We start from the raw sequence: 24,490 nt of genomic DNA, 5'->3' as shown, positions 1-24,490 counted from the left end.
GGTCGGCCCCAGGTCCTGATCACGTAGTACCACGGTCCCCACCTTCGCCCCACGGCCAACTGTGCAGCCCAAGGCCGACGTCACACACAGCACAGGGGCACAACCGGCCCCTCGGAGACGATGATCTGGAGACAACACCATGAAGCGGTGGGCTGCACGTACGACGTCATGCGCGACCCTGATGGCCGCACTGTTGGGCGCGGTCACCATCGCTCCCCCGGTGCACGCGGTGGATCGGCCGGATCGGGGGCACGCAGCGACCCGGGCCGCGCTGCGTACGTTGGTCGAGGAGGGGGAGCTGCCCGGCGTCGCCGCCACGGTCCGTGACAGCAAGGGGCGTTGGGCAGGCAAGGCCGGGTACGCCGACACCGGAACAGGGCGTGAGAGGTCGGCCGCCGATCACTTCCGCGGGGGCAGTATCACCAAGACCTTCATCGCGACCGTCCTGCTCCAGCTGGAGGCAGAGGGGAGGCTGAGTCTGGACGACACCGTCGACGCATGGCTGCCGGGTCTGGTCCGGGGCAACGGGTACGACGGCAGCAAGATCACTCTGCGCCGCCTGCTCAACCACACCAGCGGCATCGCCAACTACACCGAAGACCCCGTCATCGCCCACAACTCCGCGGGTCCCGGATTCCGGGAGCATCGCTACGACACCTACACACCCGAAGAGCTCGTGGCGACGGCGCTGAAGCAGCCGCCGCACCCTGAACCGGAGAAAGCGCCCCAATATTCGAACACCAACTACGTGATCGCCGGGATGGTCATCGAGAAGGCGACGGGGCACGGGTACGCGCGGGAGATCACCCGCCGGATCATCGGCCCACTGAAACTGCGCGGGACGTCGTTCCCCGGCACGGCGCCACAGCTGCCGAACCCCCACCCCGTCGGATACTCCCGGCTCCATCAGAAGGCCCCCGACGCCGACGTGGTCGATGCCACGGAGCAGAACATGACGTGGCTCGGCGCGGCAGGCGACATCATCTCCACCACGAGTGACCTCAATCGTTTCCAGCGGGCCCTGATGCGCGGTGAGTTGCTGCCGCGGGCGCAGATGAGGGAGATGCTCGACGAAGTACCGGACGGAGGGGGCATCGGGTACGGGCTCGGCGTCGAGTTCGCCGAGCTGTCCTGCGGGGTTCAGGTGGTGGGCAAGAGTGGCCGCACCAACGGCTCGCTGTCCGCGATGGTCGGCACGGCGGACGCCAAGCATCAGCTGACGTTCAACATCAACGGCGACTGGCTGCGGGACAGCTCGATGTACACCGATGTGATCGAGGCCGAGTTCTGCGGCAAGGTCCCTGCGCGGGGCGTGAGTTAGGGGCGTCGGCGCCTCTTGAACCAGCCCATTCGCCTCGTCGGCGACAGGGCGTGCTCCTTTCTGCCCGCAACCGCTGCTGCCGCCGCCCTCCAGGAGGAGTTGACCGCCCTGGAAGCCCTCACCTTCCTCCTCGCCGAGCACATCAACCGCCACACCGACGACCCCGACTTCGGCATCCGCATGTTCGCCGAAGCGCTGTCCCGTGCGGCCGAGGACTGATGTGCCGGGCCCTCCCGGACACACACGCGCAGCGCATCACCCTGGCCAGTGCAGGCGTCCACCGGTGCGCGGCGGCGGACCGGATCACCGACATGCTCGGCATCCCGGACCTGGCCGTCTACGGTGAGGCATCGAGTCGCCGTACGAGCGGATGCGCGGGGCCGGCGCGTGGGCAGATCGGTGGCACCGGTGATCAGCCACGGTCCTGGGTGCGACCGACGGTGATCGCTCGGAACAGCTCGCGAGCCCGCTCGCAGAACTGCTCGATCTCCGTGATGTCAGGCTCGAAACCGTCCGCCAGCATCCGGGCCTGGAGCTGCTCGGAGCGCAACCCGCCATAGCGTGCGATCACCTCGGCCGTCACCGGTTGGACCGCGATGTGCAGGTGCTTGCGGGCGTCGCGGCCATGCGACCACGTACATACGTAGGTCTGCTCAGGCCTGCACAACGACTCCACGACACGAGCGGTGTCGCGCAGCAGTGGCCCCAGTGCCGCCGCCGCTGGGTCGTCGAGCTCCGCGACGGCCACGACATGCTCCCGCGGACCGACGATCAAGGTCCCGAGATTCATCGGACCGACGACGTGATTCACCACCCATCCAGCGGTTTCGTGCAGGATGCCCCCAGGCAAGTCCCGCCGCCCTGCCAAAAGGTCGCACCCAAGACACCCCCTCACATCCATGCGCACCAACCTATACGGCGCCCATAGAGATGCACCGAGGCGCAACTTGGCCGAAATACTCGCCAGTTGGCCTGCATGCGCAAGGAAGCTGCCGACTACCGATCTGCTCGCCTTCCCAGCACCGCACCGCAAATACGCCGGATGACGGATATGCAGCCGACGGCGACAGGAAGACCGTTGCTCTCGACATTCCTCACGCCAGGAGGGACGCACGCAACGACGTACGAGCAAGTCGGCAACGGGTGATCGTCCCGGAGCGGGAGGGCAGCGCCGGGCCCCGCGTCATGCGCGACGAACTGCCCAACGCTCCACCGCACGCCGCTCCACCGCACGCCGCACCGCCGTGCAACTCGGCCCGCACAGCCACCCGATGGGAGTCGCGTCATGGCACACCACGTCTCCGGCCTGGGCATCAGCCCCACGAGCATGGATCCCAGGGGCCACATCACCGACCTCTACGTGTTTCAGAAGCCAGGCGATGCGAGCAAGACGATCCTGGTGGTCAACATCAATCCGACCTCACCGATCACCGACGACGCCGTCGACCACGAGTCGGTCTACGAGCTCGGCGTGGACACCGACGCCGACGCGGTCACCGACATCGCCTTCCGCATACGCTTCTCACCGGTGCGGGAGAACGCCCAGACCGCGAGTCTGCAACTGGCGACCGGCCGGGAGGCCGCTGCCGACCTCGGCGCCGGGGACACGATCCTTCTCGACGCGCCGGTAACCTTCGACTCCGAGCCTCGGATCACCGTGGCGGGCGACTTCAGGCTCTTCGCCGGGCTCCGCAGCGACCCGTTCTTCGCCGACCCGGTCGGCGCGAGCGACAAGTTCCAGTGGACAGGCGAGGACTTCTTCGCCGACAAGAACGTGTTCGGCATCGTGCTGGAGGTCCCCAACAGTGCGCTCGGCCCGAACCCGCAGGTGGGTGTCTGGGCCAGGGTCCTGGTTCCGCACGAGGGCCGGCTGGTCCAGGGCGACCGGGCCGGGCGGCCCGGAGTCGACGCCAACTTCAACCAGAGCGACGACGACAAGCGCGTATGGAACCAACAGGAACCGTCTCACGACCGCGAGGGCTTCCTCGACAAGTTCGCGCGCGTCTTCGAACAGGCGGGCCACCCCAAGGAGCGCGCCGCCGCTCTCGCGGAAGGCTTGCTCCCGGACCTGCAGACGTATGACTACGCGAGCGCCGCGGGATTCCCCAACGGCCGCAACCTCACCGACGATGTCATCAACATGGGGATCGCCCAACTGAGCAACGGCACGGTGCCCCACGACGGGCTGCGGCCCCACACCGACCTTCGTAGCGACTTTCCCTACCTGGGGAATCCGCACGCGCGTGACTGACCCGGACAAGGCCACGGCCCCTGCTCCGTGAGCGTGGGCCGTGGCCTCGCCCGGTCGGGCCTCGTACGCGATCAGCCCCTGGACGCCCCGCTCAGCGCATCCACTCCGAGTAGAAGTTGGGGAGGCCCGGCTGGGGGTCGCTGACGCAGGTGGCCTCGTGGTACTGCGGGTTCAGCGCGAGATCACTCTGCATCTGGTCGTAGCAGGCCTGCCAGGAGTTGAACGACTCGCCGCCGACCGGCTGCCAGCCGTCACCGGGCGGCGGACCCGCCGCGAAGGCACTGGTACTGGTCAGCGGAATGGCGACCGCCGCCGCTCCGACAGCGAGACCGACCCCGATACGAGTACGCCACGACTTCATACTTGTCTCCTTGCTTGTCTTTCACCTCTGGGCTGGTCACGCCCAGGGATCGGCGAGCCGACCGCACCAGTCTCACGCGGAGAGCCCGCACACCTCCAGAGACTCACAGGCAACCTTGCGGAAGCGAACGGGCACGAGACCTTGCCCGGGCGTGCACCCGAAAACACGTCTCGACTTGCCGTAACCGGGCAGGTGAGCGGAGGACACCAGAGAGGTCGTCGTGGTCATGTCGTATTGCCGCGGGCGATGGTGAGGTTCGTATCTGTGAAGCCACAGGGGCAGGAGAGAGCCGGGGGGGGCCGTGGGCGAAGGTCCCGAGCAGACGGCCGACTTCACCGAGGCGGTTCATGACCTCGGCGTCACGCACGACACACTCGCGGTCAGGACCGGTCCAAGGCCCGTTCGATGGCGCGGCGGGACCGGTCCGCGGCCGACCGGTCGTGCTGGAGCCGCATGGCCGCGTTCAGTGCGAGACCGGTGGCGACGAACTCGCACAGCGCCTGCTCGACGTCGAACCCGACAGGCAGCTCGCCGTCGTCCACCGCCGCGGTCAGGTCCGCCCGCAGTTGGTCCCGCCGGCGCGACCACACCTCGGCCACCGCGTCGCGGACCCGGCCGGGGCGGCCGTCGTACGCGGGCGGCCGCGCCGGATCCGAGGCAGGCCGCCGCGGCGGCGGAGGTCCTCGACGCCCGGTACGCGGTCCGATGCATAACGAGACGGAGCACCCGCAGCGCCTCGTCCTTCGCCGCCTTCATCCCGTACGGTCCGCGACCTTCCCGTGGCCGTCGAGTTCCGCGAGCACCATCTCGCCTGCCCGCAGGACGGCTTCGGGAGCCACATGTGTGAGCACCGGCACCGCATAATGCCAGCCGTCGGCGGTGAGCGCCTCCGCCAACAGGTCCTTGGCGTGCGGGATGTCGGGGCCCGACGACGGGGACAGGAGCAGCGAGGTCAGCCGGTGGAAGAGAGGCAGGATGTCGTCCCACCCCTCGAAGAGCGGTGCCGCCGCATCGGTCGGCAGGCAGGCGACATAGGCCGCGACACGCGACCGCACCTCCGCGCGCCCGAACCCGCCGCGGCTCCGGCGTGCCTGGACCGACGCGGTGTCGTGATCGGAGAGGGCCGCGTACGCGAGCGCGAACGCCCCGGCCTGCGGGGCCGGAAGCGGTGCGTCGCCGTGCTCGTCGGCCAGGGCGTCCAGGTAGTCACTGCGCGCGTGCTCGGGGTCCGTCGTGGCCTCCAGGACGCAGGCCAGCATCAGGTCCAACCAGTGGGGCGTGTGGTACCCGAACGCCGAGGCCCACCGTTGCCGTGAACGTTTGAGGTAGAAGCGGTAGGAACGGGGAGCGCGCGCCTCTAGAAGCTCCGTCACCGCCGAGGCGCGTACGGCGTCCCGGTGGCCGATGGCGGCGAGCAGTTCGGCGACGATCACGAATTCGTCCTCGTCCTCGGTCAGGCTCCGGAGCACCTCGTCGGCCATGCGACCCGCCGCCCGCGGGTCGTGTGCCCACAAGGGCGGTATCAGCCGGATCCTCATCCGACGCAGGTAGGACTCGGAACGTGCGCTGGTGGGCGCGTGTTCCTTGAACACGCGCAATGCGCTGCGCTTCGCACCTGCGCACACCAGTGCCTGGGCGACGGCGGTGGCCGCGCCCGGTGACTCGCCCAAGTCGACGTCGGCGGGCAGCAGCGACACGGCGCGCCGAGCCAGCCGCAGGGCGCGCAGTCGGCTGTCCGGCCGGACAGCGAGAGAGACGGCGCTCCAGCCGCGGGCCTGCACGGCTCTGTCGGTGAGAGCTGCCACCAGGCGTTCGGCGTCGTGGCGGCGCCCCGCCGACGCCATTCCGGCCGCGAGCTCGACGAACTGGTTCTGCTGGTAGAGGGAGAGTTCGCGCCGCTGCCCGGGAAAGCCGTGCACAGCCCGGTCGAGCAGACGCAGCGCACGCCCCGGGTCCCCCGTCACATGGTGGAGGGCCAGGGCCGACAATGCCTCGGCGGCCGCCTTCCGCGGGACCTCGGTCGCCGTCGCAAGCCAGGCCTCGGCCTCCTCGCTGCGCCCGGCCTCCGCGAGCAGCCCGGCGACGGTCCCCGCGCTGCCACCCTCGTAGGGGACACCGTTGCTCCACGTGGTCGCGAGCGCGCCCCACGCGGCTTCGGTCCCGCCCTCGCGCGCCCACCCCTCTGCCAGGTACTGCGCGATGGCCCGTTCGTCGTACATCTTGGGGCTCCCGGGCAGGGGGGCATCGCCGCGTTCCGTCTTGCGCAGGAGACGCCGCACCTCGTCCATGCTGCGCGTGGCGACCAGGGCGTACACGGCGTCGGGCGTGCGGCTGACCCATCCGGGCGCATGCGGCCGGTCCTGCCCGAGGGCACGCGTCAGGAGTCTCCGCGCCGTCTCGGGACGCGTAGGCCGCAGGGCGTCCACGGCGATGGGTACGAACTGCCGATCCGTCGGGGTCGAGTCGACCAGGTCGAGCAGCGCGTCGTGAAGGCGCTCGCGTTCCTCCGGACGACCGCAGTCGGCCCACGCCTGCGCGAGACCGGACAGGAGTTGGGCACGGGCCGCCCGGTGGACGACGTCTCCGAGAACGGCCTCGGCGGCACGCAGCGGCCCGTCCATGGCCTGCGCGTCCCGCACGAATTCAGCTGCGAGGGTCACGGCCATGACCAGACCTGTCGCGTCGTCGGAGGTCGAGGGGCAGGGCAGTTCCGAGAGCAGGAGGACGGCCCGCTCCTTGTGACCGGTCGCCGCCAGAGCTCCGGCCTGTATGCCCTTCGCCCGCCACCAGGAGTGCGTCGCCGTCATCGGGTGGCGTCCGCCGATTTCGGTGTCGATCAGCCGTACGGCCTCCTGCGCCAGGTTCACCGCACGCCGGTCACCCGCCTCTGCCACGGCGCGGGCCAGCTTCGTCAGGGCGATGCCCCGGTTCAGCGGGTGGAAGACACTGCGGGCCAGCCCGGTCGCGAACCGGACCCTGCCCAGTCGTCCGTGGACCGCCGGTACGTCCAGGTGCAGTTCCTCGTTGCGGCGGGCCATCAGGTCCCCCGCCACCGCCAGTGCCGTCAGCGCGGTCAGATCCTGTGTGCCGGACCGGCGCACACTGTCGTGCACGGCGGCGATCTCGGCGAGACACGCCGCGTCGTTCCGCGTCGCGGCGTGCAGCCGAGCGTGTCGCGAAGGGTCCGTGGCGAGCTGGACGGCCAGCCGGATGCCCGCTGGGTCCGTCACAGTCGCGGCCATGCGGCCGTAGGGCTGCAGCAGGTACGCCGGGGTGGTGGCCGGCCAGCCCTCCCTGGCGTACCCGGCCGCCCAGGCGTGCAGCCGCTCCAGATGGGGTGCGAGGTCCCGGCCGAACTCCTGTCGGGCCACCGCGAGCAGCGTCTCGTGGGCCAGCACGTAACCGGGTTCGCTCGCGGAGAGGGCTGCATCGTCCCTGCCTCTCGCCCTGTCCCCGTCCCCGGGCTGTTCCATCGGGACGCTGCCGCTGCGCCGCAGGATGCGGCCGAAGCGGCTGTCCAGCAGATGGCGCAGTGTGAACTCCGGCTCCCGGGTGAGGGCGCACAGGTCCTCGACCTTCAGCGGTCCGCGTGCCGCGGTGAACAGCGCGACCAGGTCGCGTTCCGTGCCGGCGCCGTTCAGCGCTGTCCGGAGCTCGTGCCGAGCCTCGTGTTCGGTGTGCAGCGACGCGGCGTTCGCGGTGAGGGACAGGACCCGGCACTCGCGCAGCGGGTGGCCTCCTGTGACGTCGGAGGGGACGCCGGGGCCGGGCCGGCTGGTGACCAGGACGCGGACTCCGGGCGGTAGACGCTCGGGCAGCTGGGAGGCGACGCTGGGACCCGAACCGGTGGGCTGGAGCGACTGGTCCTCGTCGAGACCGTCGACGATCAGCAGCAGGGTGCGCCCCTGGCTCTGTACGCGTTCGGCCGCCTGGCGCAGCAGCAGGCTGCGTTCCCCGTTGTGGGCGGCCGACGTGGGCCGGGCCGACGGTTCGCGTCCGGCGATCACGGCGAGCTGGTCGACCAGGGCTTCGGAGAAGGCGAGGCTGTCCGCCTGTCCGGCGTAGCGCGCGGTGACGAAGTACCAGACCGGCACCACCCCGCGCGGCGGGTGGAGGGCGAACCACGCGGCCAGTGCGGTCTTGCCCGCCCAGGGCGGGCCCTGGATCCACAGGTAGGGATCGTTGCCGCCGCAGAACTCGACGAGGTGCGCGAGTTCAGCACGTCGGTCCTTCAGGTCCTCCGGCGCGAAGTCGCGCAGGTGTGCCCGGTAAGACTCTCGAAGGAGGTCCTGAGGGGAGGGAGGTATGACGTCCGGGAGCAGCTGAGGACGCAGAGGGGACTTCAGCACCTCCTCCAGCGCGCCTAGTTCGTCGGGTGCCAGGGCCTGCGCCCACCGGTCCACCCGGCCGGCCGCGATGCGCCCTGGGCCCTCGGACAAGTGGTGGCGGGTGACGACGCCGATCAGGTGCTTGCCGCTGAATACGGCCGCGCCGGACATTCCCGCCCAGCCGCCCGGTGGGGGCGAGTCCACGTTGAGGTCGAGGGTCCCCTCGCGCCGGTTGGACAGGGCGGCGCAGCTGGCCTGCACGTGTTCCGCGTCGCGGAAGCGCGAACCGTCCTCACCCGTACGCAACTTGAAGAGCGGGAAGCCCAGGGATGTGCAGCGGACCACGGCGTCCTGCTCGCCGAGCCGGCCGTAGGAGGCCGGCGCGGCGTCCACCGCGGTGTCCTCGATCGCGAGCACGGCGATGTCGATCCCCCGGTGCGCCCACGCGACGCGGGCCACGACGACTCGCTCGTCGGGCAGGTCCGCCTGAAAGCGGACACGGACACCGGACGCCCCGCCGACGACGTGCGCGGCGGTCAGCACCCTCCCGGGCGCGACCAGATACCCCGAACCGCGCCGCCCACGGCCGCCGTCGGCGGACTCGGCGATGACTTCGGCCACCAACGCCGCCGTCAGCACCCGGCCGCTCCCGACGCACGGCGTTCCGGTCCGGCGGACGAACCGTGCGCCGAGCGGCCGTCGCACCCGCGGGGAGGCCCGCTCACCGCCGGTCCCCGGACGCGCTCACCGCTCACCGTCGACTTCGTCATCGCCGATGAACAACGTGGCAGTCGGTTCCTGTCCGTGACCCGCGGCCTTCGGCAGCAGCGTGACGGTGATCCGTTGCGTCTCGGCCCGGGAGTGCCTGCCATGGGCCGCGGCGTCGACGACCCACAGCCGTACCTTGGCGTCCGCTCCCCCCTCGCGGCTGACGGCGACGGTCGCCTCCACCTCGACGGGACCGAGCTCGAACCGCACCGCCTCGTCCGCGCCGTCGGTCATGGCTACCGCCAGCTGACTCCGCAACTCGCCTATTAGGTCCGACAGTTCAATCACGCTCGCCCCCTCGTACACTTGCCCGTCAGGACCGGGATCCTACAAGGGTCGTACTGCGGACACGGGCGGCACCCGCGGCCCCGGGAATCGAGGTTGTTCTCCGGATGCCGACAACGGCCAGACAGCCGACCGCCCGGCCCGATGAGCGCGAAGGCGCGTACAGCACCGCCGCCACCGCCCTGGCCCTGTGCGGCGACCGGGAGTTGCGCGATCTCGTGAGTGCTGCCGCCCCGCTCGGCTCCGGGATCGGCGGGACGTCAGCGCTGCTGAAGGTGGACGGCGTGTCCGTCTTCGTGAAGCGCGTGCCCGTCACCGAGAGGGAGCTCCGGCCGGCTCATGTCCGTTCCACGGCCAATGTGTTCGATCTGCCCGTCCACTGCCAGTACGGCATCGGCAGTCCGGGCCTCGGGGTGTGGCGGGAGCTCGCCGCCCACACCATGACCACGAACTGGGTGCTGACCGGGCAGCACCAGAGCTTTCCCCTGATGTATCACTGGCGTGTGCTGCCGGACGCGGCTCCCGCCCTCCCCGAGGAACTGGCCGACGTGGAGAAGGCTGTGGCCTATTGGGGTGGAGGAGACGCCGTACGCCACCGTATCGAGGCCATCAAGAAGTCGTCCGCGAGCCTCGTGCTGTTCCTGGAGTACATTCCCGGAACGCTGCGGGAATGGCTCACCGGTCAGGTGCGCGCCGGTGGCGCGATCGCCGACCGGGCCTGTTCCCTGGTCGAGAAGGAGCTCCTTGCCGGCACCTCGTTCATGAATGACCGTGGACTCCTGCATTTCGATGCCCACTTCCAGAACATCCTCACCGACGGCCGCCGCCTCTACTTCACCGATTTCGGCCTGGCCCTGTCCTCACGGTTCGACCTGTCGCCTGCCGAAATCGCCTTCTTCGACAGGCACAGGTCGTACGACCGGGCGTACACCCTCAGTTACCTCGTGAACTCGCTCGTCACCGGCCTGTACGGATACGGACGCGCGGATCGGGAAACGCTGATCCGGGCCTGCGCCGACGGGCAGACTCCCCCGGACTGTCCGCCCGGAATGAGGGCGCTCCTGGCCCGGCACGCGCCGCTGGCTGCGGTCGTGACGGATTTCTGCGGCAGGCTGCAGCACGAGAGTCGGAACGTTCCGTACCCGGCGGAGGAAATTCAGCTGCGGATGGGCTGAGGTCACTCCGTATACTCGACCAAGCCGAAAGAGGACGAGGGGAATTCAGTGAAACTGGCCGAGGCACTGGCAGAGCGCGCGGAGGCGACTCGGCGCGTGGAGCAGCTGCGGGCGCGGGTCGTCGGCAGCGCGCGGTACCAGGAGGGCGAGACGCCCCCCGAGGACGCGGCTCAGCTGTTGTCCGATGCCGATGAGGTCCTGAACGCCCTCGAGTCACTGATCCGGCGGATCAACCGGACCAACGCGGCCGTCGACCTGGGTGAGGTGGGCACCCTCACCGACGCGCTCGCGCGCCGGGACGTGCTGCGGCTGCGCCACTCGGTGGTCACCGCGGCGGCGGACGCGGCGGCGGGCACCGACGAGCGCGGCTACGGTCGGCAGCTCCGGTCCGAGCTGATGATGCTCTCCGCCCTGCCGGTCGCCGAACTGCGGAGCCAGGCGGACGCGGTCGCACGGGACCTCCGCGAGATCGACGTGCGGATCCAGCGCGCGAACTGGGAGGTCGATCTGCTGGACTAGCCGTACGGGCCGTGCCGACCGTCCGAGTCGGTCGGCCCTCGCGGCACAGGAGAGCGATGGGAGCAGGTAGCTGTTCCGGAGGCGTGCACACACCGAGGGCCGCGGTTTCCGGCCCACTCCTGGCGCGTGAAGAGCAACGCAGGGGTTCGATTCCCCATCAACAGTGCAGCTCAGCACCGCGTACAGGTGACAGTGCACCTTGCACGGCACATCACCGCGTGCAGATCCGGGCAGTGAGGGCGGGTTCGGGGTCCCCCATCGCACTTTTGAGGCGGGCGCACACGGTCGAGGTCACCCGGGCGCCACGCCCCAGTGAGCCCGCCGTGGAGGCGAGGCCCGGTGGCCGCGCGCCCGTGCCTACCCGGTCGGCGTCTGCGTGCCGAGGACCGCGAGGAGTTCGAGGCGTTCGGCGTCCCGGCTGCCGGGCTCGGCCGTGTAGATCATGATGCGCAGGTCGCTCCCCGCGACGCTGAGCACGTCGCAGTCCAGCGTCACGGGACCGGCCCGCGGGTGGTCGACGGTCTTGCGGGACGCTTCGTGGTGACCCACGGCCCCGGCGTTCCACAGCTCGTCGAAGCGGTCGCTGTGCGCGCGCAGTTCCGCGATCAGCTCGCGCAGCCGGCGGTCCGCCGGATACCGGTTCGCCGCCGCGCGCAGATCGCCGACCACCGCGGTCTCCATGGCGTGCCGGGACCGCGGTGTGTGGCGGACGCGGTCCGTCCCCCCGAGGAAGGCACGCCACGCGCCGTGGCGGTCCCGGCCGCGCCGCTCGCCCATCAGCGCCGTGTGCAGCGGGTTGGCCAGCAGCAACGTCCACGACGCGTCAAACACCGCGACGGGCGTACCGGCCAGCCGGTCCAGCATCCGGTGCACACTCGGAGTGATGTACGCGGGGACGGTGCCCCGTCCCGGCGGCACAAGACCGGCGAGGTGGAACAGGTGCTCGCGCTCGGCCGAGGACAGCCGCAGCGCACGGCCGAGGGCCTCGACGACCTGTTCCGACGGGTTGGCCGCCCGGCCCTGCTCGAGCCGGGTGACGTAATCGACCGAGATCCCGGCCAGCAGCGCCAGCTCCTCGCGCCGCAGGCCCGCCGCGCGCCGCTGACCGCCCTCGGGCAGCCCGGCAGCCGCCGGGGAGGCCCGGTCGCGCCAGCGCCGTACCGCCCGTCCGAACTCCGTCTGCGCCATGCCCCCACTCTGCACCGTCCGGCCCCGTTCTTCCTGGTACCGCGAGTCCCAGGAAGCGGGGACTCCTGGCTGGGCCGGCCCCCGGGACGCACCGTGGAGGCATGACAACGACACTGATCACCGGAGCGAACAAGGGGCTCGGGCACGAGACCGCCCGCCGTCTGATCGCCGTCGGCCACACCGTCCTCATCGGCAGCCGTGACGCCGCCCGCGGGCGCCTCGCGGCCGAGCGGCTCGGAGCACGGCTCGTGCTGCTCGACACCACCGACGACACGTCCGTCGAGGCCGCGGCGCGCACCGTCGAGGCCGGCGGCGGGCTCGACGTCCTCATCAACAACGCCGGCATCGAGGGGAGGGGCCCCGGCAACACCGTGATCGACGCCGAGCACGTGACCGCCGACAGCATGCGGGAGACGTTCGAGACGAACGTCTTCGGCACCGTGCGCGTGCTGCACGCCTTCCTGCCGCTGCTGGAGCGCTCCGTCGCCCCCGTCGTGGTGAACGTCAGCAGCGGCCTGGCCTCCCTGGCCCACGCCACCGCCGATGGCCACCCGGCGTCCGCGTATCCGGGCGTCGCCTACCCGGCGTCGAAGGCCGCGGTCAACATGGTCACCGTGCAGTACGCGAAGGCCTTCCCGCGCCTACGGATCAATGCCGTCGAGCCCGGCTTCACCAAGACCGACCTGAACGGCAACACCGGTCTGCAGACCGTCGAGCAGGGCGCCGAGATCATCGTCCGCATGGCGCAGACAGGTCCCGATGGCCCCACGGGCGGCTTCTTCGACGCCGAGGGCCCGCTCCCCTGGTGATACGGGCGACGCCGCCGCCCTAGGTCCCGCTCCCCAGAGCCGTACGGCCCGGAGAACGGGACCATCGGCGCTCCGTGCGACGGTGCCGCGGACGTGCAATGGGAGCAGATGTCCCAGCAGCCGGCGCCGAGGCCGGCCGTCCGTCCTCCGGAGGCACGTGGTGAGCCAGGAAAAGCGGGGTTTCTGCACGCTGTGCAAGTCACGCTGCGGTGCTGTCTTCACGGTGGAGGACGGCAGGATCACCGGCGTCCGGCCCGATCCGGACCATCCCACGGGCGCGGCGATGTGCCCCAAGGGACGCTCCGCGGCCGAGATCGCGCACAGCAGCCGACGGCTGACGACGCCACTGCGGCGCACCAGGCCAAAGGGCGACGACGACCCGGGGTGGGAGCCGATCTCCTGGGACGAGGCGCTCGACGAGATCGCGGAGCGGCTGCGGGCGATCGCCGACGAGAGCGGGCCGGAGTCGGTGGCCTTCGGCGTGGCCACGCCCAGCGGCACGATGATCTCCGACGCGACCGAGTGGATCGAACGATTCGTGCGCGGCTTCGGCAGCCCCAACACCGTCTACAGCGCCGAGATCTGCAACTGGCACAAGGACTTCGCGCACGCCTTCACGTTCGGCTGCCCGCTGCCGCCGCCGGACTACGCGCACGCCGGCCTCGCGGTGCTGTGGGGCTTCAACCCGGCCAAGACGTGGCTCGCCCAGTCCACCGCACTCGCCGCCGCCCAGGCCCGTGGCACCCGGCTCGCCGTCGTCGACCCGCGCCGCTCCACCAGCGCCCTGCACGCCGACCACTGGCTGCGGGTGCGTCCGGGCACGGACGCGGCGCTCGCCCTGGGCATCGCCCACCTCCTCATCGAGAACCACGCCTACGACGAGCGGTTCGTGCGCTCCTGGACCAACGGCCCGTTGCTGGTCCGGCTGGATGACGGCCGCTTCCTGCGCGCCGGGGACCTCACCGAGGGCGGCGAAGGCTTCGTCGTGCGGGACGAGCGGACCGGCGCGCACGAGGCGTACGACACCAGGCGTGCCGCCGTCGCCCCGGAGCGGTTCGCGCTGCGCGGGGTCCGCCCGGTCCGGCTGCGCGACGGATCCAGCGTGCGGTGCGTCCCCGCGTTCGAGAAGTACGCCGAGGCCTGCGCGCGGTGGCCCCTCCAGCGGGTCGCGGACACCACCTGGATCCCCGCTCAGGAGATCCGGTCGCTGGCGGACGAGATCGGTTCGGCCCGGTCCGTGACGTACTACGGCTGGACCGGCGTGGGGCAGAGCGCCAACGCCGCCCAGACCGAGCGGGCACTCGCGACCTTGTACGCCCTCACCGGCTGCTTCGACACCGAGGGCGGCAACCGGGTCGCGCCCGCACCGCCCTACCGTCGGGCCTCGGCGCCCGTCGACCTCGCCCCGGGGCAGCGGGCCAAGGCCCTCGGCCTGGACAAGCACCCGCTCGGGCCGCCCGCCGCCGGTTACATCAACGCCGGTGACCTGTGCCGGGCCATCGAGGAGCACGAGCCCTACCGGGTACGGGCGCTGGTCGGGTTCGGCTCCAACCTCGTGGTCGCGCAGCCCGGTTCGGACCGGACCGCTCGCGCGTTGCGGGCCCTTGACTTCCAGGTACACCTGGACCTGTTCATGAACCCGACCTGCGCGAGCGCCGACATCGTGCTGCCCGTGAACAGCGCCTACGAACACGAGGCGCTGCGCTTCGGGTTCGAGACAGGCCAACAGGCCCAGGAGCAGGTTCAGTTGCGGCAGCGGATCGTCGAACCGTTGCCCGGCACCCGCTCCGACACCGAAGTCGTCTTCGCCCTCGCCGCCCGGCTCGGCATGGGCGCGGAGTTCTTCGACGGTGACATCGAGGAGGCCTGGAACTGGCAGCTGGCGCCGCTGGGCCTCACCACGGAGCAGTTGCGGGCCGCACCGGGTGGCGTGCGGGTTCCGCGACCCGTGCCGGAACGCGGTTACGCCACTGCCGCCACCGACGGTGGTGGCGGTATCGACGGAGCCGTCACGGGCTTCAACACCCCCACCCGGCGCGTGGAGTTGTACTCCCAGCGGCTGCTGGACCACGGCTACCCCGCCGTACCGGAACACCAGGAGCCGGCGGCGCCCGACGCGTCCTACCCGCTCGTCCTGACCTGCGCCAAGCACGGCTACTTCATCCACAGTCAGCAGCGCGGCGTCTCCTCGCTGCGTCGCCGCGCGACCGAACCGTGCCTCGACCTCCACCCTCGTACGGCCGCCGCCCGCGGGATCGACGAGGGCCAGTGGGTGGAGCTCGCCACCCCTCTCGGAGCGATCCGGCTGCGTGCCCGCTTCGACGGCTCCCTGCACCCCGCTGTCGTCGTCGGCGAGTACGGCTGGTGGCAGGACGCCCCCGATCTCGCCCTGCCCGGTGCCGACCCCCTCGGCCCGGCCGGCAGCAACTACAACCGTCTGGTCGACCACGCCAGGACCGACCCGCTCAGCGGCTCGGCGCCGCTGCGCTCCCTGGCCTGCGAGGTGCGTGCCGCGCCGGCGGACGGCACCTGGAACGGCACGCGTACGTTCACGCTGACGGCCGTCGGCGAGGAGGGCCCGGGGGTGCGCACCCTGCGCCTGAAGCCCGTGGACGCGGGGCCGCTCCCCGACCACCGGCCCGGCCAGCACGTCACCGTACGCACGGGCGTCGGCGACCTCGCGGACACGGTGCGCGCGTACTCCCTCACCGGTCCGGCCACCGACCCGGCGCGCGGCACGTACGACATCGCCGTACGCCGTCAGCCGGGCGGCGCGTTCTCCACGTACGTCCATGACCGCCTGCACGTGGGCGACCGTCTCGAACTCACCTCTCCGGGCGGCGTGTTCAGCATTCCCACCGACACCGACCACCCGGTGGTCCTGCTCGCGGGCGGCATCGGGATCACCCCGTTCCTGGGCTACTTGGAGACGCTCGCAGCCGTAGGAGGAACCGTCCCCGAGGTCGTGCTGCACCACGGCGTCGCGAACTCCGCCGATCACCCCTTCCGCCGGCGCCTGCGCGAACTGGAGCGACGGCTCCCCACGCTGCGCGTCGTGACCCACTACGCGGCCCCCTCCCCCACGGACATCCTCGGCGACGCCTGCGATCGCCGCGGCTTCATCACCGCCAGGGACCTCGATGCGGGCCTCATCGCGCGCCGGGCCCGCTTCTACCTCTGCGGCCCCGGGCCGATGCTGGTCTCGCTCACCGAGGGCCTGCGCTCTCTCGGGGTGCCGCACTTCGAGATCTTCGCCGAGCGGTTCGGTGCCGCGCCGCGCACGGTCGACGTGCCCGACGACGCTCGTTTCACCGTCCGGTTCGCCCGCTCGGGCCGCGAACTGACCTGGACGGCGCCCACCGGCACCCTCCTCGAACTCGGCGAGCGGGCCGGCGTCACGATGCCCAGCGGCTGCCGCGTCGGCCAGTGCGAAAGCTGCGCCTGCACGGTCCTGGAGGGCCGGGTCTCCCACCTCGTGAGCCCGGGTGCCGACTTGCCCGAGGACACCGCCCTCACTTGCCGGTCGATCCCGGCGTCGGATCTCGTCCTGGACGCCTGAGCGCGGGGACCCGGTCAGTCCGTCTCGACCGTGCGAGCCAGGATTCCGAGCGTGGCCCGCAGTCCCGCCTCCGGGATGACCGGGAAGATGCCTGCCTCGCGGTACTTGTCGTCGATCTCGCTCCAGTCGTAATAGGAGGTGACGAGGGTGCCCGCGGCATGGGGTTCGAGGTGGTATCCGTAGAGGTGACGGATGGGCGGCTGGATGGTCCCGGAGATCGTCCATTCCAGAAGCACGTCGTGTTCGTAGCGAGTGATGATCACGGTGACGTCGTACCGCCCCATGGGGAGATCCCCGAGGGCTTCCCGGTCCATGTGGACAGTGAACTCGTCGCCCACCGCGCTCACGGGATCGCCGTCGGCGGACTGCAGCATCCCTGAGCTGTCAATGCTGACGTGCCCCCGAGGGGATCGCAGCACTTCGAAGATGGCCGCCGGGGACGCGGCGATCTGCCGGGTGACATCAAATCGTTCTGTCGTCATGCGTACCACCCTTGCACGCAGGATCTCGGTACCTGTCACCGCAGGATGGGGAGACGGCCTCTTCGCCACCGGAGCCAAGCTGAAGCCGACCGCCCCACAGCGTTCGACGAAGGGGTGGGCAGTCGTCGGCTCACGACCGTTCCGGCGGGTGAGCGACGGCGAAGATGCGCCAACCCGCCGATCGGGGGACGCTGAGATGCCGCGCACGCGGGGTTTGCGGTGACCCTCGGGGGAAACACAGGCGCTGGTGTGGCTGCCGCAGCCGAAGGAGTTGGAGATGACCGCATCCACCGCTGCCCGTCCTGGCGCCTCCTCGGCCCTGGGACCAACGGCGTCTGAGCTCTTCGCCGACTTCGTCGAACGTGAGGCCGCCGACGTGCCTCTCCCCGGCCGGTCGACCGCCCGCAGATTCGCGGTCCTGGACGCTCTGGGCCGGCGCGACCTGTCGCTGGCGCGGCTGGCCGAGGGGCATCTGGATGCCGCGGCCATCCTCGACGAAGTCGACGGTTCCCGACCCGAGCCGGGCGAGCGCTGGGGAGTGTGGGCGGCACGCCCGCCGAATCCGGTCGTGCGCGCGACCCGGGCCGGGAGGGAGTGGAGGCTGAGCGGCGTCAAGCCTTACTGCTCCGGAGCGCGCAGCTGCACGCACGCCCTCGTGACCGCCGAGGCGGACGACGGCTACCGGCTGTTCGCCGTGCCCCTGGACCTTCCCGGTGTGGAGGCCGTACCGGGCACCTGGACGGCGGTCGGCATGGCCGAGAGCGACAGTCTGGACGTGTCCTTCACCGACGTACCGTCGCGGGCCGTCGGCGGCCCGGAGGCCTACATGGAGCGACCTGGTTTCCTGCACGGCGGCGTGGGGGTGGCGGCGTGCTGGCTCGGCGGGGCGCACGCGGTCTCCGCTCCCCTGTACCACCGCGCCGCCTCCGGACACCTCAGCGAACACGCTGCCGCGCATCTGGGAGCGGTGGACGTGCTGCTCAGCACCGCGGACAGCGTGTTGCACCGGGCAGCGGAGGACATCGACGCCGACCCCCTCGACGAGGGCGGGCAGGCTCGGGTGCGAGGTCTGCGGGTCAGGGCGCTGGTCGAGAAGGTGTGCACCGAGGTGCTCGGCCATGTGGGGCGGGCCACCGGCGCCGGCCCGCTCTGTCACGACGAACACCATGCGCGTGCCGTGGCGGATCTGACCGTCTACATCCGTCAGCACCATGCCGAGGCCAACCTCGCCGAGCTGGGACACTCGATCGCCAAGAGCGCCGAGCAGGCGGCCCGGTGAGCGCGCGCAGCAGTCTCTCGGTGCACGAACGGGCCGCCGCGGCCGCGGCCATCGACGCACAGGGTACGTCGGAGGCGGACTGGTCACGGGAGGAACTGCCCGACCGTCTGCCGCGTCTGCGGCCGCCCCTGGGGCCCGTCGTGGTCGTGGCGGCCCATCCCGACGACGAGGTGCTGGGCTTCGGGGGGACCATGGCCTCGCTGGCGAGTTCAGGCGTTGTGGTACACACGCTCTGCCTGACGGACGGCGAGGCTTCCCACGGACACACCGCCCCTTCGGAGCGTGCCGTGTTGGCGACCAGGCGCCGCGGCGAACTCCGCGCCGCCCTGCACGAGCTGGGTCCTCTCCCCCCGCCCGTCCACACAGGTCTGCCCGACACGGCGCTGGACCGGCACGAGGACGAAGCGGTCAGGGCCATCGCCGATCTCCTTGCCGACGCAGGGGCGAGGACGTGCGTGGCGCCGTGGGACGACGACCTGCACAGCGACCACGAGGCTGCTGGGCGCGCGGCGCGGCGCGCCTGTCGCACCACGAGGACCGACCTGTGGACGTTCCCGGTGTGGATGTGGCATTGGGCCCGCCCGCGGGACCCTCGGGTGCCCTGGCAGCGTGTCGGCGTCCTGCCGCTCTCCCCTGATGCGCTGGACCGTAAGGAGGCGGCTCTTGCGCGGTTCGTCAGCCAGCTCGAGGCGCGCGGTCCCGGGGCCGGTCCTGTGCTGCCGCCGGAGGAGATGGCCCACCACACTCGTACGTTCGAAACGGTGATCCGTTGAACACGCCCACCACCTACTTCGAGGACCAGTACGCCGGCAGCTCCGACCCCTGGCATCTGGCGGACCGCTGGTACGACCGCCGCAAGTACGACCTGACCGTGGCGTCACTGCCACGTGCGCGCTACCGTCACGCCTTCGAACCAGGCTGCTCCGTGGGCGTGCTGACCAGCATGCTGGCCGCGCGCTGTGACCGCCTGCTCGCGGCCGACCGCATGGCCTCCGCCGTGCGCACGACGACCCGGCGCACGCACGCGACGGACCATGTCACGGTGCGGCAGATGACCGTCCCCGAGCAGTGGCCCGAGGAACAGTTCGACCTGGTCGTCCTCTCCGAACTGCTGTACTACTTCGACGCGGACACCCGCACCCGGCTTCTGCGTCGTGGCGCCGACAGCCTCAGCACGGGCGGTCACCTGGTCACGGTCCACTGGAACCATCCGGTCGCCGAGCACTCCTGCACGGGGCGGGAGATCGCGGAGCAACTCGAAACCGTCACGCACCTGAGCCGCCTCGCCCGCTACGACGATCCCGATTTCACCCTCACGGTCCACGAGGCCGGCCCCGAGGGTGCTCCCCCCGTCTCCCCCGCCCGGGCCGAGGGTCTGGCGTGATTCCCGCGGCGGTGGCCGTCGTGATCCCTGCACACAACGAGGAGCATCGCATCGGCGCCTGCCTGCGCAGCGTGCGGCGAGCGGCGGCGCACGTCGCACCCGTCCCCGTCGTGACGGTGGTGGCAGTGGACACCTGCACGGACGCCACCGCGGACATCGCCGCGCGCGCCGGAGCGGAGGTGGTGCACCTCGAACGCCGCAACGTCGGAGCCGCCCGGGCCACGGGAACCGCCCACGCGCTCCGTCTCCTTGCGCGCAGCGGGCCCTCCGTCTGGCTGGCGATGACGGATGCCGACACGACCGTGCCCGCCGCCTGGCTCACGCATCAGGTCACATGGGCGCTGCGTGGGTACGACGTCGTACTGGGCACCATTCGACTCGCCAGGGCACCGCGAGGACTGGCCGCCCTGCATGACGCCGACTACTTCCGCACCCGGCCCGCCGTCCCGGGCGGCGGCCGATGGGATCACCCGCACGTCCACGGGGCGAACATGGGGTTCTCGGCCGCGGCCTATCTCCAGGCCGGCGGTTTCGCCGCACTGCCCACCGGCGAGGACCGCGACCTCGCATCCCGGCTGGCCGCACACGGCCGCCGCATCGTCCGCACCGACCGGCACCCTGTCCGGACCGCGGCACGGCTGCGAGGACGTGCGCCCGCCGGCCTCGCCGATCTGCTCGCCGCTCTGGGGCCTTTCCGTACGACAGAGGCCCGTACAGGTGTCCGTTTCCATGCCTCCGCTCCCCGCAGGGCTGCCTTGGCGGGCGACGAACAGCAGGGTCCTGTGCAGTAGGCGGCCTCCTCAGCGCCCGGCACACCGGCGCCAGATCGACGCTTGGACCAGGCCGCGCTCACACAGCGAAGTCCCCGCGGGGAGGGTTTGCAGGCCGTACCCGGCGGACGCGGCGGGACGGCCGACCATGTGCGTGCCCGGCGCCCCAGTGGCTTCCATTGGTGACGATCACTGGCCGAACAGACGGGCTCCTGTGGTCGCGTTCGCTTGGGCTGTGAAGAACAGCTCCAGAGTGTGGAGGAATTCCGTCCGGCTGATCTGGCCGTCGCCGTCGGTGTCGAGCTCTTGGAAACCCTGATTGAGGTCGGCCGGGTGAAGTTTGGAACCGAAGAGTTTCCGGTATTCGGCCATGTCCAGCCGGCCGCTACCGTCGATATCGACCACGTCGAAGACCGCACCCATGGCGTGAAGAAGGCCGTCCTGCAGATAGTCCGGCGTCTCGTCCAGACGCGACAGTGTCCCGGTGGTGAACTCATCCTTGGAGACGCGGCCGTCGCCGTCACTGTCCATGACGGAGAGCTGTTGCCACCACGCGTCGAAGGCGTCGTAAAGGCGCTGCTCCGCCTCGTCGGTGAGGTCCTGGTGCCAGCACACGGTCCGCACCATTGCCTGGAGGTCCTCTCGGGTGATGAAGCCGTCCCCTGTCTGATCGAGGACGTCGTCGAAGAATTTGCCGACCCGCACCGGCCGCGAGTAGTCGCCACCGCGGTGGCGCCGCACCGGAAGCGGTCGCCGTGCGGCACGGGGCTCCAGGGCACCTCCCTGAAGAGCAGCCGCTGCCAGCGGCAGGTATCGCCGCTTCAGCGCCAGGACCGACATGAACTGCCGGGCGGTGCGGTGCAGCACCCACGACAGGGCACGGTCACCTCGACTGGCCTCCAGACCCAGACGCCTGCGGTACGGGGACGGAAGGTCGGCGCGCAGTACCCGGCCCATCACGACGGCCGCAGCTTTCGCGACCGCCTTCCAGACGGGCTTGGGGCACCGGGCGAGTGCGGGCGGGCGCTGGACGGAAGCGTAGAGCTCGCCGAGGAGGTGGCGGACCTCGGGGTTGTCCTCGAGCTCGTCCGCCACCATGGAGGCGAAGCAGGAGCGGTAGGCGGCGAGGTCCTTGGGGACCGCGCTCTCGTCGATGCCGAAGGCGAGCGTCACCACTCGCCACTCGTCGTACAACTGGGCCTCGTCGGCCGGGGCGAGTGGCCTGCCGCCGAGCCGTTCCATCGTCACCATGGCATCGAAGAGGGTGAGCATGATCCAGGTGCGGCTGGCGTCGTCCAGGCCGTCGTACGGGCGGCCCGTCTCGTCCGTGCCGTTGATGTGCCGGTGTGCGCGCCGGATCCGGGTGACCTCCCGCTCGCGGGTCTGAGCGTCGCCGTAGGTGAGGCGCTGAAGGCTGTCGAGAGTGAGCTCCAGACGCCGGAGCGGTCGGGTGCGGTAGGTCGAGTGCCGGGCCAGCGCCGCCCCGCCCGCCGGCAGTGCGGCCTCCAGGACCAGGGCCCGGCCGGTGACGAGGAGCATTCTCGTCTGGCCCAGGAGCCGCCAGCACAGCGAGCCGGGGCCGGGAAGTTGACATTCACTCACTCGGTTTCTCCAGTTGTGTTCACCATCGCGCCCGCTGAGGAAGCGAAGCCATCGGGGGCGAAACATATCGGTTTCTCCGCCTAGAAGAATTCGAATGTGGTGGCACCTCCCTAACCGCCGGACGCAGAGCGCCGCGAATCGGCCACGTGTGACTTAAAAGGAAATCGCACAAGCCGATCAGTTCCTTTCTATTTCCTACGGTGCACGCTGCTAGGATGTGCCGCCACGCATCACCAAGTGACGCGTGTGGATACCGGGTTGGATGCAGTTTGACGGCCATTCACATTCGGCAGGCCGACACTACGAGACAGGCTTGAAATGCTCACCACGGAAGTTCTCGGAATCCTTGAAAAAACAAGCAGAACGTTCTTTCTGCCCATCATGCGACTTGATGGAGCACTGCGGGACGTGGTGGCCGTCTACTACCTCGCCAACCGCGCGCTCGACGAAATCGAAGACCATACGGAACTCAAGCCCGAAGCCAAGATCGAACTGCTGCGCGGGCTGAGCCGCCTCATGCAGCAGGAGTCCTTCACCCGGGCTGACGTCGAACGCCTGTTCGAGCCCTACGCGGCGCAGCTGCCCCCCATCACCACGTGCTTTCATCAATGGGCCGTCGAACTGCCTCCGTACGAGATCGCGCCGCGCCTGTGGGACGCGCTGGCCGCCCTCGCGGACCGCATGGCCGACTGGGTGCAGGCCGGATTCAGGGTCGACAACGAATCAGACCTGGACCGCTACACGTTCGCCGTGGCGAGTTCCATCGGCATCACACTGTCCGACCTGTGGGCCTGGCACTGCGGCATCACCACTTCCAAGGTTGGCGCGGTGTCCTTCGGGCGTGCCGTGCAGGCTGCGAACATCGCCTGGAACCGCCAGGACGACCTCGCTCGCGGTGTCGACTTCTTTCCCCGCGGCTGGACGACAGCCGACATGTGCCGCTATGTACGCCAGCATCTGCCCGGGGCGGAAACCTACACCCAATCGATCCCCGCCGGCCCGGTCCACAGCTTTTGCGCGACCACCCTGGACATCTGCGCCGCCACACTGGAGGCGCTGCAAGGAGGAGCCTCCGTGGACAGGGCAGCGATCACCGCGATCGCCGCAGCGCACACTGTGCCTCAGTAGTCCGGCATTCGTCCCACGGCCCCTGGGGCCGGAGATGCGTGAAGGCACGGTCCGGTGGCCATAGCCGGTGCCGCCCCGACGGCCGGACACTGGACGCTGTACCCCGCCACCACCTCCGACGCCCCAATCATTCCCCGCCCATACAGAAGCCGCCGGAGCCCGCGCGCCCATACAGCGCGACGCCGTTACTTCTTGGCCAGCCACCTCCCCAGCCATCCAGGAAGACAGCCAGAGCGCGGCGTCGCTCTTTTCCGGCGGCCTGCCACCGACCACCCGCACCACCAGCTCCCTGGTGATCTTCACGGTCCGGGCCCGACCGCATCTGGAACAGGGGATGGCCATGCACAGGGCGCTCACGACCATCGACCAGCGTCTCCTGTCCTGCGACAGTGAGCCCTTTTCAACTGACCGTTCTCGCCGCATCCAGTCGATTTCTCATTCAACGTAGTCCGAGTGCAGCCCGGTTGGTAAGCCGACAGGAATCCGGTCTTGCGGGCCGCACATCGTGTCGTCGATCGTCGTACCCATGTTGATGCTGATGACCTGTGTGGTCTCACTGACCAGCGTGAACATCGTGTTGGGTCTGGCGACCAGGCCGTGGCGGCGGTCGGTGGAGACTCGGATGGTCCGGCAGGCGCGGCCTCGGTGGCCGTCCGTCTGATGAGTGAGGACAAGCTGCTCGACAGGCGCGGCATGAGGCTGGCGGAGACTGCGCCTGAGCCGGCCCACCCGGTCACCGCGGCCGCGTTCCGCGCCATCGGCCGGTACCAGACCGTCCGCGACCGGCCACGCGTCGGCGACATCGACCGCGACCCCGCCTTCCAGACGACCGTCCGCACTCGCCTGAACGACATCTTCGTCCACGCCCCCGCTACCCGGCGCCACTTGGGGACCACGAACAGCAACCTGGCCCTCTGGCGCTACGGCCTCGGCGCGGCAGCCCCGCACTACACGCCTTCTTCATACTGCGCCGCACCGAGCACAGTGACCCCTACGTCCTCCAGAGCTCCTTCGTGCTGGCCTCGCTCGCCTTCGTGGCGGCTCTGATCGCGCTCACAGCCCAGGCCCGGCAACACGTGGCACCCCTCGAAGGCTTGGACACCCCCACCGCACTCAACGAACAACGAACTGGGCCCCACCCCGAGAAGACCCCGTGATCCTCGCCGAAGGCGCCGGGGAGAGCACGTCGTAGAGCTCTCCCAGCGCCGGCGCGAGTTGATCCTGGAACACGAACGACAGGCTCACCTCGGCAAGGGCGGTCCGCACCGATGTCGACAGGTG

21 protein-coding genes are annotated in these 24,490 nt (G+C 70.5%); 12 read left to right on the top strand and 9 right to left on the bottom strand.

From position 1 onward, the window contains the following. The first annotated feature begins 181 nt into the window (after positions 1-181). On the top strand, positions 182-1,321 hold the full coding sequence (locus ACZ592_RS34440) for a serine hydrolase domain-containing protein (protein ID WP_471585639.1): 1,140 nt from the start codon (positions 182-184) through the stop codon (positions 1,319-1,321). A 15-nt stretch (positions 1,322-1,336) separates the two neighbouring features. Then, entirely contained in the window at positions 1,337-1,540 is a 204-nt protein-coding gene (locus tag ACZ592_RS34435) for a hypothetical protein (protein ID WP_471585638.1), read from the top strand. Between the two features lie 193 nt (positions 1,541-1,733). On the opposite strand, the gene ACZ592_RS34430 is transcribed toward ACZ592_RS34435, so the two are convergent. Further along, positions 1,734-2,132 carry a hypothetical protein gene (locus ACZ592_RS34430; RefSeq protein WP_471585637.1) on the bottom strand — a complete coding sequence of 133 codons (399 nt, stop codon included), beginning with the start codon at positions 2,130-2,132 and terminating at the stop codon, positions 1,734-1,736. Between the two features lie 474 nt (positions 2,133-2,606). On the opposite strand from ACZ592_RS34430, the gene ACZ592_RS34425 reads away from it, so the two are divergent. Continuing rightward, complete coding sequence (locus ACZ592_RS34425; protein ID WP_471585636.1) at positions 2,607-3,572, top strand: DUF4331 family protein; 966 nt, start codon at positions 2,607-2,609, stop codon at positions 3,570-3,572. 91 nt (positions 3,573-3,663) lie between these two features. Here the strand turns inward: ACZ592_RS34425 and ACZ592_RS34420 are convergent, their stop codons facing one another. From ACZ592_RS34420 to ACZ592_RS34405, 4 genes are all read right to left on the bottom strand, one after another. Then, a complete protein-coding gene (locus ACZ592_RS34420; RefSeq protein ID WP_471585635.1) occupies positions 3,664-3,933 on the bottom strand; it encodes a hypothetical protein in 270 nt (89 codons plus the stop codon). A 380-nt stretch (positions 3,934-4,313) separates the two neighbouring features. Next, positions 4,314-4,532: a TetR family transcriptional regulator C-terminal domain-containing protein gene (locus ACZ592_RS34415; protein ID WP_471585634.1), complete on the bottom strand. Its 219-nt coding sequence runs from the start codon at positions 4,530-4,532 to the stop codon at positions 4,314-4,316. 153 nt (positions 4,533-4,685) lie between these two features. Next, complete coding sequence (locus tag ACZ592_RS34410) at positions 4,686-8,900, bottom strand: trypsin-like peptidase domain-containing protein (protein ID WP_471585633.1); 4,215 nt, start codon at positions 8,898-8,900, stop codon at positions 4,686-4,688. A 105-nt stretch (positions 8,901-9,005) separates the two neighbouring features. Further along, positions 9,006-9,317, bottom strand: coding sequence for a trypco2 family protein (locus ACZ592_RS34405; RefSeq protein ID WP_471585632.1), 312 nt, complete (start codon positions 9,315-9,317; stop codon positions 9,006-9,008). Positions 9,318-9,421: 104 nt separating this feature from the next. On the opposite strand from ACZ592_RS34405, the gene ACZ592_RS34400 reads away from it, so the two are divergent. Further along, positions 9,422-10,489, top strand: coding sequence for a BUD32 family EKC/KEOPS complex subunit (locus tag ACZ592_RS34400; RefSeq protein WP_471585631.1), 1,068 nt, complete (start codon positions 9,422-9,424; stop codon positions 10,487-10,489). 48 nt (positions 10,490-10,537) lie between these two features. Beyond that, complete coding sequence (locus ACZ592_RS34395) at positions 10,538-11,008, top strand: DIP1984 family protein (RefSeq protein ID WP_471585630.1); 471 nt, start codon at positions 10,538-10,540, stop codon at positions 11,006-11,008. Between the two features lie 357 nt (positions 11,009-11,365). On the opposite strand, the gene ACZ592_RS34390 is transcribed toward ACZ592_RS34395, so the two are convergent. Beyond that, positions 11,366-12,196, bottom strand: a complete 831-nt coding sequence (locus tag ACZ592_RS34390; RefSeq protein ID WP_471585629.1) for a helix-turn-helix transcriptional regulator — start codon at positions 12,194-12,196, stop codon at positions 11,366-11,368. Positions 12,197-12,297: 101 nt separating this feature from the next. Here ACZ592_RS34390 and ACZ592_RS34385 point away from each other — a divergent pair, with 101 nt between their 5' ends. Both ACZ592_RS34385 and ACZ592_RS34380 read left to right on the top strand, forming a co-directional pair. Next, positions 12,298-13,005: an SDR family NAD(P)-dependent oxidoreductase gene (locus ACZ592_RS34385; protein WP_471585628.1), complete on the top strand. Its 708-nt coding sequence runs from the start codon at positions 12,298-12,300 to the stop codon at positions 13,003-13,005. A 160-nt stretch (positions 13,006-13,165) separates the two neighbouring features. After that, complete coding sequence (locus ACZ592_RS34380) at positions 13,166-16,564, top strand: molybdopterin-dependent oxidoreductase (protein WP_471585627.1); 3,399 nt, start codon at positions 13,166-13,168, stop codon at positions 16,562-16,564. Between the two features lie 14 nt (positions 16,565-16,578). Here ACZ592_RS34380 and ACZ592_RS34375 read toward each other — a convergent pair whose 3' ends face one another. Then, complete coding sequence (locus ACZ592_RS34375) at positions 16,579-17,046, bottom strand: SRPBCC family protein (protein ID WP_471585626.1); 468 nt, start codon at positions 17,044-17,046, stop codon at positions 16,579-16,581. Between the two features lie 277 nt (positions 17,047-17,323). Here ACZ592_RS34375 and ACZ592_RS34370 point away from each other — a divergent pair, with 277 nt between their 5' ends. The 4 genes from ACZ592_RS34370 to ACZ592_RS34355 are packed head-to-tail and all read left to right on the top strand — an operon-like array spanning position 17,324 to position 20,500. Next, positions 17,324-18,325 carry an acyl-CoA dehydrogenase family protein gene (locus tag ACZ592_RS34370; protein ID WP_471585625.1) on the top strand — a complete coding sequence of 334 codons (1,002 nt, stop codon included), beginning with the start codon at positions 17,324-17,326 and terminating at the stop codon, positions 18,323-18,325. After that, entirely contained in the window at positions 18,322-19,098 is a 777-nt protein-coding gene (locus ACZ592_RS34365) for a PIG-L deacetylase family protein (protein ID WP_471585624.1), read from the top strand. The genes ACZ592_RS34370 and ACZ592_RS34365 overlap by 4 nt, the downstream gene beginning before the upstream one ends. After that, entirely contained in the window at positions 19,095-19,709 is a 615-nt protein-coding gene (locus ACZ592_RS34360) for an SAM-dependent methyltransferase (RefSeq protein ID WP_471585623.1), read from the top strand. The genes ACZ592_RS34365 and ACZ592_RS34360 overlap by 4 nt, the downstream gene beginning before the upstream one ends. Further along, a complete protein-coding gene (locus tag ACZ592_RS34355; protein ID WP_471585622.1) occupies positions 19,706-20,500 on the top strand; it encodes a glycosyltransferase family 2 protein in 795 nt (264 codons plus the stop codon). Before ACZ592_RS34360 ends, ACZ592_RS34355 begins: the two co-directional genes overlap by 4 nt. 168 nt (positions 20,501-20,668) lie before the next feature. On the opposite strand, the gene ACZ592_RS34350 is transcribed toward ACZ592_RS34355, so the two are convergent. Next, a complete protein-coding gene (locus ACZ592_RS34350) occupies positions 20,669-22,081 on the bottom strand; it encodes an oxygenase MpaB family protein (protein WP_471585621.1) in 1,413 nt (470 codons plus the stop codon). Positions 22,082-22,399: 318 nt separating this feature from the next. Here ACZ592_RS34350 and ACZ592_RS34345 point away from each other — a divergent pair, with 318 nt between their 5' ends. Beyond that, complete coding sequence (locus ACZ592_RS34345) at positions 22,400-23,209, top strand: squalene/phytoene synthase family protein (RefSeq protein WP_471585620.1); 810 nt, start codon at positions 22,400-22,402, stop codon at positions 23,207-23,209. Positions 23,210-23,644: 435 nt separating this feature from the next. Here ACZ592_RS34345 and ACZ592_RS34340 read toward each other — a convergent pair whose 3' ends face one another. Further along, entirely contained in the window at positions 23,645-24,073 is a 429-nt protein-coding gene (locus ACZ592_RS34340; RefSeq protein WP_471585619.1) for a hypothetical protein, read from the bottom strand. Positions 24,074-24,490 lie beyond the last annotated feature (417 nt).

It is taken from the genome of Streptomyces sp. NPDC040622 (assembly GCF_055593965.1).
Note: the sequence above shows the minus strand (reverse complement) of the source record. Positions and strands in the feature narration are given on the sequence as shown.

Bases quoted from the DNA above. Each gene is read 5' to 3' on its own strand.
- ACZ592_RS34440 (WP_471585639.1), top strand. From the start codon at position 182: ATGGCCGCACTGTTGGGCGCGGTCACCATCGCTCCCCCGGTGCACGCG.
- ACZ592_RS34425 (WP_471585636.1), top strand. From the start codon at position 2,607: ATGGCACACCACGTCTCCGGCCTGGGCATCAGCCCCACGAGCATGGAT.
- ACZ592_RS34420 (WP_471585635.1), bottom strand. From the start codon at position 3,933: ATGAAGTCGTGGCGTACTCGTATCGGGGTCGGTCTCGCTGTCGGAGCG.
- ACZ592_RS34400 (WP_471585631.1), top strand. From the start codon at position 9,422: ATGCCGACAACGGCCAGACAGCCGACCGCCCGGCCCGATGAGCGCGAA.
- ACZ592_RS34390 (WP_471585629.1), bottom strand. From the start codon at position 12,196: ATGGCGCAGACGGAGTTCGGACGGGCGGTACGGCGCTGGCGCGACCGG.
- ACZ592_RS34385 (WP_471585628.1), top strand. From the start codon at position 12,298: ATGACAACGACACTGATCACCGGAGCGAACAAGGGGCTCGGGCACGAG.
- ACZ592_RS34375 (WP_471585626.1), bottom strand. From the start codon at position 17,046: ATGACGACAGAACGATTTGATGTCACCCGGCAGATCGCCGCGTCCCCG.
- ACZ592_RS34370 (WP_471585625.1), top strand. From the start codon at position 17,324: ATGACCGCATCCACCGCTGCCCGTCCTGGCGCCTCCTCGGCCCTGGGA.
- ACZ592_RS34345 (WP_471585620.1), top strand. From the start codon at position 22,400: ATGCTCACCACGGAAGTTCTCGGAATCCTTGAAAAAACAAGCAGAACG.